Below are 12,367 nucleotides of genomic sequence, written 5' to 3'. Positions count from 1 at the left end.
TAACTTACAGGTCAACATAGAAAGAAAAGCACACCCCACACAAGAGCATACATATAGCCAACCACTACATCCTTGGGATAATGCACTCCCCCTAAGACTCTCACTAGACCTAGGAAGGCTGATAATGTCAAACAAATCATCCCCATAGTTAGACTAGCATGCAAGCAAGCCGTGGAGATAATGGTTGCTGAAAAGACATGACGACTGGGCATAGACTGACCCGGACTATCTCTGTCAAGCAAGGGTTTAATATCCCATTCCTCATAAGGCCTAGGAGCATTGAGTTTCTTACGGAGAAGGGACAACATCACAAAACCTGACGCAGGGACAAAAAAATACATCCAGATTTGTTTCCCAAGTCCTTCTTGGAAATAGGTGGCGACTAACAAGGTCAGATAAACTATAGGCATAACTACGGTCATGAACCGATTAAAAGTTCTTAACAAACTCAGAAAGATAGGCTTATTTTCAATCTTACCAGCAATATGGTTATACCATTCTTGATAATTTTTCATATATTTTCTCATCACTTACTCACATTTTGCTTATAGGGAAGCACTTGTCTTCTAGTATAGTGCAGAAAAAGAAGGCCGTCAAGCCTTCTTTCGATTTATTCTTCTGCTTCGTCTTCCGTAAACTGACTGTTGTAGAGGTCAGCATAAAAGCCTCCTTGTGCCATCAACTCATCATGATTGCCTTGCTCGATGATATTGCCATCTTTCATGACAAGAATCAGATCAGCATTTCGGATAGTAGACAAGCGGTGGGCGATGACAAAGGAAGTTCTGCCTTCCATCAAACGATCCATAGCTTTCTGGATTAATTCTTCCGTCCGTGTATCAACCGAAGAGGTCGCCTCATCTAAAATCAAGAGTGGTGCATCTTTCAGCAAAGCACGAGCAATAGTCAAGAGTTGTTTTTGTCCGACAGATAAGGTCACTGTATCGTCCAAGACGGTATCGTAACCATCTGGTAGGGTCATAATAAAATGGTGAATCCCTACAGCCTTGCTGGCTTCAATCACGCGCTCATCACTAATACCTGTTTGGTTATAGATGAGATTGTCTCGGATAGTACCTTCAAAGAGCCAGGTGTCTTGCAAGACCATTGAAAAGGCATCGTGTACTTCTGAGCGCTTCATAGCCTTGGTATCCACGCCATCGATGCGGATACTTCCCTTATCAATCTCATAGAACTTCATCAAAAGATTGACAATAGTTGTCTTACCAGCCCCAGTCGGTCCGACAATGGCAACTTTTTGACCTGCATGAGCTGTCGCAGAAAAGTTATGAATAATCGTTCGCTCTGGTGTATAACCAAAGGAAACTCGATCAAAGACCACTTGACCTTTCATATCGCTCAATTGTCTTTCTTTATGGGATTCATCTTCCATTTCCTCTTCACCCAAGAATTCGAAGACACGTCCCATGGCCGCACTAGCCTGCTGAAGACTAGTAATCCCTTGGGCAATTTGTGAAAGAGGCTGAGAAAAGATACGAACGTAGGCCATAAAGGCAACGATAATCCCGATACTAATCTGACCATTCAGAGCCAAGGCTGCGCCAACGATAATCACCAAGGCATAACTAAAGTTCCCAATGAACATCATAATCGGCATCATAATCCCTGAAATAAACTGAGATTTCCAGATACTGTCATACAGACGATGGTTTAATGTCGCAAATTCTTCTTTGGTGCTCTCAATAGCATTGTAACTGGTTACCACATTATGGCCAGAGTACATTTCTTCCACATAGCCATTGACAGCTGCCAAATCCTGTTGCTGACTCTTAAAGAATCCCTGTGATTTGCCCATAAAGACAGACACGAAAGCAAAACCAATGAGAGTTGAAACAACCGTCACCAAAGCTAAAATCCAGTTCATGCCAAACATGGTTACTAAGACCGCCACGACCAGTAAACTAGATGAGAGAACTGTTCCTAGACTTTGATTGAGGGACTGGGCTGCAGTGTCAACGTCATTGGTTACACGAGACAAGGTATCCCCTTGAGAGTGTCCATCAAAATATCTCAATGGTAGGCGATTGATTTTATCTGCAATAGCTGTTCTCAAACGCTCTGAAAAACGTTGAATGGCTGATGTAAACAGAAAGGCCTGCAAATAATTTGATAAAAGTCCAATCACATAGATGACGGCTAAAAAACTACCAATAGCTGCAACCGCAGCGACATCCACACTTGTTTCCAGACCACTGGCAATGATATTAGTCATTTCCTTGATGCGGGTTGGGCCATAAACAGTAATGATATTGGATACGATTGTTGCTAGAAAGGCGATCAGAAGGGCAAACTGGAGACCTGCAAGATAGGGTTTACTTTGTTTCCAAAGAGACATTTTTTTATTTCCCATGTTCCAATTCCTCCTTCGATAGTTGTGAATAGGCAATTTCTTGGTAAACTTCGTTATCAGCTAGAAGTTTCTGGTGGGTGCCTTGTCCCACGACTTTTCCTTGATCTAAGACCAAAATCAAATCCGCATCCATAATTGTTGAAATACGCTGTGCGACAATGAGCTTAGTCATAGACTTGGTTTTCTCTGCTAGCTCTTGGCGTAGGACACGGTCTGTCTTGTAGTCCAAGGCTGAGAAGGAGTCATCAAAGATGAGGATTTCTGGTTTCCGAGCCAAGGCACGCGCAATTGCCAGACGCTGTCTTTGACCACCTGAGAAGTTGGTTCCTCCTTGGGCCACTTCTGACGCTAAGCTCGCTTCCTTGTCTTCGATAAAGTTCTTAGACTGGGCCAATTCCAAGGCTTGCCACATAGCTTGCTCACTAAGTGGTGATTCTTGACTCTGTCCAAAGTCTAAATTGTCCTTGACATCACCTGAAAAGAGAACCGCTTTCTGAGGAATATAACCAACCTTGTTGCGCAAATCATTCAAGTCATAGTCTTGAACATTGATACCGTCCACCAAAATCTCTCCTGCTGATACGTCGTAGAAACGTGGAATCAGATTGACCAGAGTTGATTTACCAGAACCTGTTGAACCAATAAAGGCCACTGTTTGACCAGTTTCTGCTTTAAAGCTAACATGTTCAACAACCGCCTCCGAATTTGCCGCATAGCGGAAAGTCACATCCTTAAACTCGACCTGACCTTTAAGAGTTTCATCAGCCAACTGCACTTGAGCAGGGTTTTGGATAGAAGAATGCAAATCTAAAACCTGATTAATCCGCTTAGCAGAGACCATAGTTCGGGGAAGAACGATGAAGAGTGCTCCCATGAGAAGGAAGCCCATGACAACCTGCATGGCATAAGACATGAAAACAATCATGTCACTAAAGAGAGGCAGACGCGCTATAGGAGCAGCATCGTTAACCACATAGGCCCCAATCCAGTAAATCGCCACACTCAAACCACTTGAAATCCCCATCATGATAGGGTTCAAAATAGCCATAAGACGGTTGACAAACAAATTCAAGCGTGTCAATTCATCATTTGCTGCTGCAAATTTTTCATTTTGGTATTCTTCAGCATTGTAGGCGCGAACGACACGAATACCTGTTAAACTCTCACGAGTGATACTGTTCAGTTTATCTGTCAGCCCCTGAATCAAGGACTGTTTTGGAAAGGCTAGCGTCATCAAGACTGTCGTCATCAAAACGTTGACAATCACCGCCACAAGTACGGCCCAGAGCCAGTATTCTGAATGGCCTAAAATCTTCCCAATAGCCCAGATAGCCATAATCGGACCACGCGTAACTACTTGCAAGCCCATGGTAATCAACATTTGAACTTGAGTAATGTCATTGGTGGTACGAGTTAAAAGACTGGGAATAGAGAATTTATTAATCTCTGTCTGCGAGTAATCCAAAACTCGGTTAAAAATATCACTTCTCAACCTACTAGTATATGAAGCAGCCACTCTGGACGCAAAAAAACCAACTGCAACTGCGGACAAGAAGGCCAGAAAGGACATTCCCACCATCATACCTGCTGGCTTCCATAACTCATCCAAGTTGGTTCCCTGAGTTCCAAGCAAATCAGTGATTTTAGAGATATAGGTCGGTACTTCCAACTCTAGATAGACCGAAAAGCAAGTAAAGAGAATGGCAAGTAAAATCATCCCCCATTCTTTTCTACTAATTCGTTTGGCTAATTTCTTCATTCTCTCCTCCTATTCCCTTGATATTTTCCTGTAGTTGACCGAGAACTTTCTCAAAAATCAGTAATTCATCTTCATCAATGTCTTCCATCAACTGCTTGTCTATTCGTTCAAAAAAGGCCTTAACCTGTTGCACTTGAGAACGCGATTTGTCCGTCAGACGAACAAACTTAGCCCGCTTATCAACAGGACTCGCCTCCAACTCCACCAAACCATTTTGCACCATACGCTTGACCAAATTACTAGCAACAGACTTGGTAATATTGAGTTCCTGCTCTATATCTTTAATCAAGACCAAGTCTTGGTTTTTCTCACGATTATCCAAAAAACGCATAACCTGACCTTGAGGTCCACCCATAAATTCAATACCACAACGCTTGGCTTCCTTTTGAACCATCAGGTGAATCTGATGACCAAAACGCTTAAAGACTAACATCGGTTTATCCATACTAACTCCTTTCTAACTATCACATTTAGTTCTCCTAGGAACTAAATAAGTTTCCATGAGAACTATTTTACCACTTTGAAAAGAGATGTCAAGAAAAAGTTTTCTAGAGAACTATTTTCTTGATTAAAAAAATCCCAAGTGAGCTTATCACTTAGGATCATGTTCTCTAGGTTAAATTAGAACCCGTCTACGTTCGTATAAATCTTTTGTACGTCTTCGTCGTCTTCAAGAACGCTGTAAAGTTTTTCAAAGGTTTCAAGGTCATCGCCTGACAATTCCACTTCTGACTGAGGAATCATTTCCAATTCTGTCACTTGGAATTCTTGGATACCTGATTCACGGAGGGCAACGATTGCCTTATGAAGGTCAGTTGGAGCTGTGTAAACTGTGATTGTACCTTCTTCTGCTTCTACATCGTCCACATCAACATCTGCTTCAAGCAATTGCTCAAAGACTGCATCTGCATCTTCACCTGCAAATACAATAACACCCTTGTTATCGAAGAGGTATGAAACTGAACCTGAAGCGCCCATATTTCCGCCATTTTTACCAAAAGCTGCACGGACATTAGCCGCTGTACGGTTAACGTTTGAAGTCAAAGTATCCACGATCAGCATAGAACCATTTGGTCCAAAACCTTCGTAACGTCCTTCTGTAAAGGTTTCGTCTGTGTTTCCTTTAGCCTTATCCAAAGCTTTATCGATAACGTGTTTTGGCACTTGGGCTTGTTTAGCACGGTCGATAACGAATTTCAAGGCTGAGTTTGATTCTGGATCTGGATCACCTTTTTTAGCTGCTACATAGATTTCTACACCAAATTTTGCATATACTTTAGAGTTAGCTCCATCTTTAGCCGTTTTCTTGGCTACGATATTGGCCCATTTACGTCCCATTAGGAATCTCCTTTTTTCACATTTTAATCTTTCTTATTATAACACAAGTTTTTTCGATTTTCACTAGAGGAAATGGATTTTATTTAGCAAATCAAGCTAGGATAGCGCTTTGGCTGCTAAGATAACCTTACCTTCTTTTATCAAGGGGTGACGAAACAGTGAGAAATAAAGTTGAACTGTCATGGCAACCCAGATTAGGGGTTCGCAAAGAATAACTCCTCTATAGCCTGCCCAAGGGATAATCATAACCACAAAAGCAATTTTCCCGATTAGTTCGATAAAGCTAGAAACCAGAGGAAGGACTTTTTGCCCCAAGCCCTGCAAACAATTGCGATAAATCAACAAGAGACTCAAAATAGGATAAAAGGCTGAACTGATTTGCAAGTACAGACTGCCATTTTCTACCAAGTAGCTATCCGTCGAACTAGCCAAGAAGGAAACCAAGGCTGGACTGGCAAAAAAGAGGAAGACACAAACAAAAATTGCCCAGGACATACTTAGACGACTGCCGATTCGAAGACCTTGAACAATGCGGTCTGGTCGCTTAGCTCCTAGATTCTGAGAAGCAAAGGTCGGCATTGATGCAGAAATAGCGGTCATAGGAAGAAGGGCGAAAGCCATAATGCGGCGAGCTGCCGTCTGAGCACTAATAATCACTGCACCAAAAGTATTGACAGAAGACTGTAAAATCACACTACCGATAGATACAATTGAACTCATCAAGCCCATAGCCAAACCTTGCTCCAAGAGATCAGCGTACAAGGCCTTCTTCCATTTGAAATGTTTGAGTTGAGGCAAAAGTTCTGGCACACTCTTACGAATATAGTAAAAGCAGAGAATCGCTGATAAACCTTGCGAAATAATGGTAGCAAGTCCAGCGGATTGAACTCCCAGATGCAATTGCGTAATGAAATAGAGATCCAGAACCACATTAACCAGAGCAGAGAAAATCAAAAAACCAAGCGCAGCCAGACTGTCTCCAATAGATCGCAACAAGCCTGCAAAGAGGTTATAAGCAAAGCTAACACCGACACAGGTCACAATCATAGAAATATATTGATAGGACTGGGGAAGGATTTCTGCAGGAGTATCTAGGTACTGTAAAAGAGGATACAAACCAAGAAAGCCCAGCAACATAACTACAATACTCAAAAGCGCACCTAAAATCCAGGTGGCTGCTACTGCCTCCTTGATTTTAGTGAAATTCCGAGCTCCATAATGACGGGCAATGACAATTCCCATGCCATTGCCAACACCAAGAGTAAAACCTACAATCAGGTCAAAAATCGCTGTCGTCGCTCCTACTGCAGCCAAGGATTCTTGACCCAGAAAACGCCCAACAATCAAGACATCAGCAGTATTATAGAGCTGTTGAAAAATATTTGATAGCAAGATTGGGAAGGCGAAGTTTAAGAGCGAGGGAAGAATTGGACCATGTATCAGGTCCACTGTTCGTTTTTTATTCATAAGGCTATTATATCAGCTTTCTAGAGGAGCGACAAGAAACAGCAAACTATAGGCAATCTGAAATCTTGAACAAAGAATCGAAAAAGTAGAGGATTTCTCCACTACTTTGACAGCTTATTCTTCAATTTCGATTTCAAGCTCATCGCCTAGGTCAAGGGTTACTTCTTCATTCACTGAATCTGCTTGAACTACTTCATCTTTTTTGCTTTCAGCAGCTTCTTCTCCATCAATCAAACCAAATTGAACACGGACTTGATGGTCAATCTCATCAAATACTTCTGGGTTATCTGCCAAGTATTTTTTAGCATTTTCAGAACCTTGCCCGATTTTCTCATCCTTGTAAGAGTACCAAGCTCCTGCTTTTTTGATGATATCCAAATCGCTTGCGATTTTCAAGAGCTCACCAGTCTTAGAAATCCCTTCTCCGTACATGATTTCAACGAAGGCTTCCTTAAATGGTGGAGCCACCTTGTTTTTCACGACCTTAATCTTGGTTTCTTTACCGACATTGGTATCTTTTTGGTCACCAGTTCCCTTGATTTGTGTGCTTCCACGAACATCCAGACGCACTGATGCGTAGAATTTCAGAGCACGTCCACCAGGAGTTGTTTCTGGATTTCCAAACATGACCCCAACTTTTTCACGCAATTGGTTGATAAAGATGGCAATTGTTTTAGTTTTATTAATAGAAGCACCAAGTTTACGCATAGCCTGGCTCATCATACGAGCCTGCAAACCAACGTGGCTATCACCGATATCTCCATCAATTTCCGCACGAGGGACAAGGGCCGCAACTGAGTCAACTACAACAAGATCCACAGCACCTGAGTCAATCAATTTTCCTGCAATCTCAAGACCTTGCTCTCCTGAGTCTGGTTGTGACAAGAGCAATTCGTCAATGTTGACACCAAGGGCCACAGCATAAGCTGGATCAAGGGCATGTTCCGCATCGATAAAGGCTGCAATACCACCTTCTTTTTGCGCTTGTGCAACTGCATGAAGGGCAACTGTTGTCTTACCAGATGACTCTGGTCCATAGATTTCAATGATACGTCCCTTAGGATAACCACCTGAACCAAGAGCAATGTCAAGAGCCAAAGAACCTGAGCTCATCACTTGCACCTTTTGCTCGGCACGCTCACCCAAACGCATGATTGATCCTTTACCAAAGTCTTTCTCAATCAATTTAAGAGCGTCATTCAAGGCTTTTTCACGTTCTGCCCCGAATTTTTTTGAAATTTCATCTAATTTTTTTGGTTTTTTCGCCATTCTATTCTCCTACATTCTAATGGTCCTTAGACCTATCTACTATTATATCAAAAGTTAGTCACTTAATAAAGCCTTGCGAACTAGGTTAAAGGCATGCATAACCGCAATATGACGTACATCTGCTCGACTTCTGCCTCCAATATTAACCTTTATGACTTCAGTTCCATGCTCTTGAGCCAAGCCTATGAAGACTGTCCCAGCTGGATGTCCTTCCAGGCTATCTGGTCCCGCCACTCCAGTCAAACTAAGGCCAAAATCAGACTGGGTCTTGATTCGTGTCTGCTCAGCCATCTTTTGAGCTGTAAATTCAGACACAACACCATATTCTTCCAAATCCTTGACAGGAATATCCAACATCTTTGATTTTTCTTCCAAGCTATAGGTTACAAAACCACCCTTAAATATACTTGAAGCACCCGAAAAATCCGCTACCCTAGCTTGGAAAAGACCAGCCGTCAGACTCTCTGCAGCCGTGATAGTTTTCCCTTGACTTTTCAGTTCTTCTACCACAATGCTAGCTAAACTAGTTTCTTCCCCATAACCATAACAAAGATCTCGTAAAGAAAGGCCTTCAAAGGTCTGGCGACCTAAGATTTGATTTTCCAAGATATCCAGCACTTGATTCGCCTCTTCTTGACCGCTAGCCTTTGTTGACAGACGTAGAGTTACCTCCCCTGTCTTGGCATAAGGGGCCAAGGTCGGATCTGTTTGATTATCAATCAAATCAGCCAAAATCGTAACCAGCTGGCTTTCGCCAATTCCAAAGAAACGAAGAACTCGAGAATACAACTTGCTCCCTGTCATTAACTTGGGTAGAAGGTGGTTTAAGACCATGGGTTTCAATTCACTTGGTGGACCTGGAAGGACAACGTAGGTCACTCCTTCAACTTCTAACATTCCTCCCACAGCCAGTCCTGTTTCGTTTGGCAGCGGAGTCGCTCCTTCTACAATTTGAGCTTGTCTTTCGTTATTCGGTGTTCGGGCATAGTCTGGTCTCTGGGCAAAAAAGATATCCAACTTCTCCTGAGCCTGAAGATCGAAGACTAATTCTTTCCCTAAAAATTTAGCCAGAGTTTGTTTGGTCAAATCATCCTCAGTCGGCCCCAAACCACCTGTCAAAATCACCAGACTGCTACGTTGACTAGCAATCTCAAGCAAAGACAAGAGACGAGCTTCATTGTCTCCTACAGCCGTCTGAAAATATACATCTACCCCAATCTCTGCTAGTTTTTCCGATAAAAACTGAGCATTGGTATTGACAATCTGTCCTGTCAAAATCTCTGTTCCAACAGCAATGATTTCTGCTTTCATGTTTCCTCCTACCTATCTATTCGTATTTTTTGAAAAAATCGCAGGAAATTTCCCACGATTTCATTATTAGTTTTGTTCTATTTCTACACTTGAAGCATTCGTTGATGTAGCTGTTCTTCCAAGGGCCACTTCGTATAAAACAGCATTGGTTTCTACTTCAGTTACTTCCTCTTTACCTAGTGAACGGCGTAAGAGATTTTGCATTTCTAACATATGCTCAGTTGTAACAATCTGGTAAGAAATCCCCTGCAGTTCTGCATCTTCTCCACGCAATTGATGTGTTTCAATATTCTTGAAAGATTCTTGATAACCAAGTAATTGTGGAATACTTTTCGCTGACAAATCAACGTTTGTTTGCATATTGTCAGTCAAAGCTTTTAAAATCCCTTGATAATGACTCACACTGTTCAGACTCAAGACCTTCTCAACAATTTTTTGAATCACTTCACGCTGACGTTTTTGACGACCATAGTCTCCTTCAGGGTCTTGATAACGCATACGAGAATAAACAAGCGCTTCCTCACCATTTAAAGTCTGCTGTCCAACACCAATGGAAATTTTATTAAATTCTTCCTGGTCAGTAATCGAAATTGGAAAACCGAGTGTATTATTTACAGTCACCCCGCCAACTGCATCAACCAATTGTTGCAGCCCCTGCATATTCACCATAACGTAACGATCAATATGAATATTCATCATTTTCTGGATAGTTGAGATTGCCAATTCCGCACCACCACCAGCATAGGCGGCATTTAGTTTAGCCTCCTCAACACTACCATCTTTTTGCTGAATTTTTGTTAAAATATCCCGTTCCAAACTCATCATGGTTGTTTTCTTTGTTTTAGGATTGACTGTCATGAGAATCATAGAATCACTATTTCCTTCCCAACGATCTGTACGTTCGATATTTCCAGTGTCCACCCCCATCAAAAGAATAGTCAGAGGCTCCGTCGCCTCAATTACATTTGTTTCTTCACCAATTTTTTTATAAGTTTTTTGACTCAACGTTGCTGTTCCCTGTTGATAAATTGTATAGGCATAAACTCCAACACCTAACACTGTTACTACTAGAAAAGCAAGCACTGTTCCGATTAATTTTTTAACCATATCATTATTCATCTATCAGTTTGCCCATGAGACAAACATCCAAAAATGTCCCTTCTTCTAGATAGGCTCCTCTTTCCTGCAATCCCTCCATGGTAAATCCCATTTTAGAGTATAGGTGAATAGCAGCCTCATTTCTTTTTTGTACACTTAGTTGCAAACGACGTAAAATACCACTTGATTTAGCCCACTCGATACCTTCCTCTAAAAGAATACCGGCCAAGCCTTGATTCCAAAATTTCTTTTGAACAACTAAAAAAATATCTCCGATATGCCGAACCCTTAAACGAGGATCTGCAGTAATATTCAGGACTCCTGCAATTGTATCATTTAATAAAGCTAAGAGAGTAATTTGATTTTCTGAACTAGCTTGTTTTTCGATAAAAAGTATCATCTCTGATTCGCTCATCATGATTCCCTCTTCATCTAAACTAGTAAAATCTGTTTCCTTGCTTACAAGATTTAAAAAAGCAATCAAATCAGTTGCATCTTGAACTTCAGCCTCACGAATACACAACTCATACTCCATCTGAAAGCTCCTTAAGAAGTTGTTCCGGTCTATGACCTTGAGCATTAAAGCGCAATTGACGACCCTCATCCTCTTTTAGAATTTCCAATTCTAAATATGAATCCGGTAAATCCTCACCTAAAAGATGCCCCCACTCGATGACGGTCACCCCACCACCAAAGAGAAACTCATCCAAGTCAATAGAATCAGCGTCGCCCTCAATACGATAAACATCTAAATGATAAAGCGGAAGACGACCTTCATACTCTCTCACAATGGTGTAGGTTGGACTCTTAATCATCTGATGGATATCCAATCCCTTTGCTAAACCTTTTGTAAAAGTTGTTTTTCCTGCCCCCAACTCTCCAGTCAAAATTAAGACATCATTTTTTTTAAGCAGGTTTCCTAATCTTTCTCCAAGAGCTAAAAGCTCTTCTTCATTTTTTGTGTACATGCTACTATTATACCAGAAAGTTTCTTTTTGTGTGAATTTTCTTTAAAATTTACTATTATAAATTTGGAAATCACTAGCACTTTAGCTGATTAACTTAAAAGAAAACAAACATACTAATCACAAATAAAATATCTCGAATAATATGGCCATAAAATGAAATTTCTCTCTGAATAGATTTTGGGAAAATAAATCGTGCACATAGAAATCCCAAAACTATATAGACAAGAATTGAAAAAATCGTCAAGGGATTTCTCAAAAAAATAACAGTTGCCAGGATGGATATCAATCCTGTTTTCTTCCTGTTCAGTAAATTTTCTAAATCACGATGGTATTTATCAAAAGGCAGAAAAATCCACAGATCAATACCTAGTAAAAAAAAGAATGACGGTAGAAAAAGATCAACCAAATCCTGCTGTAGTTTGTTGTGAATTTGGATACTTTCTGACAAAACCAGACAAGCTGCTAACAAATTGACCACCAAAAGAATCGTATAAACCATCCAGACTTTCTTCTGAGAATGCAAAATGCTATGACGTTTCTGACCCGAGGTATGAAAGTAATTAATTCCAGCACAAAAGCCAGAAACTCCGACTATGAGAATTAAAAAATATACATTAACTTGTCTTAAAGATAAAAATGTTTCCTTCCACAATAAACAACTTCCAAATAAAATTTGAACGACAGCTAATAATAATAAAACACGAATTGATTTCATCATTTCCTTTTCCTCCCTACATGAAATTATACTCTGATAGGATTAGGAAATACTAATAGCCCCTAAAATGT

Annotated in this window: 12 protein-coding genes; all 12 read right to left on the bottom strand. The window is 40.9% G+C overall.

Annotated elements, in window-relative coordinates:
• Positions 1-11: 11 nt before the first annotated feature.
• The 12 genes from MK482_RS01945 to MK482_RS01890 all read right to left on the bottom strand — a co-directional run bounded on the left by MK482_RS01945 (position 12) and on the right by MK482_RS01890 (position 12,299).
• Complete coding sequence (locus MK482_RS01945) at positions 12-515, bottom strand: phosphatase PAP2 family protein (RefSeq protein WP_268717820.1); 504 nt, start codon at positions 513-515, stop codon at positions 12-14.
• 95 nt (positions 516-610) lie between these two features.
• Positions 611-2,371 carry an ABC transporter ATP-binding protein gene (locus MK482_RS01940; RefSeq protein WP_265476485.1) on the bottom strand — a complete coding sequence of 587 codons (1,761 nt, stop codon included), beginning with the start codon at positions 2,369-2,371 and terminating at the stop codon, positions 611-613.
• Positions 2,361-4,130 (bottom strand): ABC transporter ATP-binding protein, encoded by a 1,770-nt coding sequence (locus MK482_RS01935; RefSeq protein ID WP_268717819.1) that lies wholly within the window; start codon positions 4,128-4,130, stop codon positions 2,361-2,363. Before MK482_RS01935 ends, MK482_RS01940 begins: the two co-directional genes overlap by 11 nt.
• Positions 4,105-4,575 (bottom strand): MarR family winged helix-turn-helix transcriptional regulator, encoded by a 471-nt coding sequence (locus MK482_RS01930; RefSeq protein ID WP_101781708.1) that lies wholly within the window; start codon positions 4,573-4,575, stop codon positions 4,105-4,107. The genes MK482_RS01935 and MK482_RS01930 overlap by 26 nt, the downstream gene beginning before the upstream one ends.
• Before the next feature lie 176 nt (positions 4,576-4,751).
• Positions 4,752-5,468 carry a YebC/PmpR family DNA-binding transcriptional regulator gene (locus MK482_RS01925; RefSeq protein ID WP_023940351.1) on the bottom strand — a complete coding sequence of 239 codons (717 nt, stop codon included), beginning with the start codon at positions 5,466-5,468 and terminating at the stop codon, positions 4,752-4,754.
• A 96-nt stretch (positions 5,469-5,564) separates the two neighbouring features.
• Positions 5,565-6,935 carry an MATE family efflux transporter gene (locus MK482_RS01920; protein ID WP_268717818.1) on the bottom strand — a complete coding sequence of 457 codons (1,371 nt, stop codon included), beginning with the start codon at positions 6,933-6,935 and terminating at the stop codon, positions 5,565-5,567.
• Between the two features lie 114 nt (positions 6,936-7,049).
• The gene (gene recA / locus MK482_RS01915) at positions 7,050-8,204 is read right to left on the bottom strand and encodes a recombinase RecA (RefSeq protein WP_268717817.1); all 1,155 of its coding nucleotides are present in this window, start codon (positions 8,202-8,204) and stop codon (positions 7,050-7,052) included.
• A 54-nt stretch (positions 8,205-8,258) separates the two neighbouring features.
• Complete coding sequence (locus tag MK482_RS01910) at positions 8,259-9,515, bottom strand: competence/damage-inducible protein A (protein ID WP_268717816.1); 1,257 nt, start codon at positions 9,513-9,515, stop codon at positions 8,259-8,261.
• Positions 9,516-9,581: 66 nt separating this feature from the next.
• Positions 9,582-10,622: a biofilm formation/cell division transcriptional regulator BrpA gene (gene brpA, locus MK482_RS01905; protein ID WP_173876609.1), complete on the bottom strand. Its 1,041-nt coding sequence runs from the start codon at positions 10,620-10,622 to the stop codon at positions 9,582-9,584.
• Between the two features lie 4 nt (positions 10,623-10,626).
• Entirely contained in the window at positions 10,627-11,148 is a 522-nt protein-coding gene (locus tag MK482_RS01900) for a GNAT family N-acetyltransferase (protein WP_124787584.1), read from the bottom strand.
• Entirely contained in the window at positions 11,138-11,581 is a 444-nt protein-coding gene (gene tsaE / locus MK482_RS01895; RefSeq protein WP_136936632.1) for a tRNA (adenosine(37)-N6)-threonylcarbamoyltransferase complex ATPase subunit type 1 TsaE, read from the bottom strand. Before tsaE ends, MK482_RS01900 begins: the two co-directional genes overlap by 11 nt.
• 94 nt (positions 11,582-11,675) lie before the next feature.
• Positions 11,676-12,299, bottom strand: coding sequence for a hypothetical protein (locus tag MK482_RS01890; RefSeq protein WP_268717815.1), 624 nt, complete (start codon positions 12,297-12,299; stop codon positions 11,676-11,678).
• Positions 12,300-12,367: the final 68 nt, after the last annotated feature.

It is taken from the genome of Streptococcus mitis, assembly GCF_026782865.1.
Taxonomy (GTDB): domain Bacteria; phylum Bacillota; class Bacilli; order Lactobacillales; family Streptococcaceae; genus Streptococcus; species Streptococcus mitis_CG.
The sequence above is the reverse complement of the archived record's forward strand: the minus strand, read 5'-3'. Positions and strand labels throughout refer to the sequence as shown.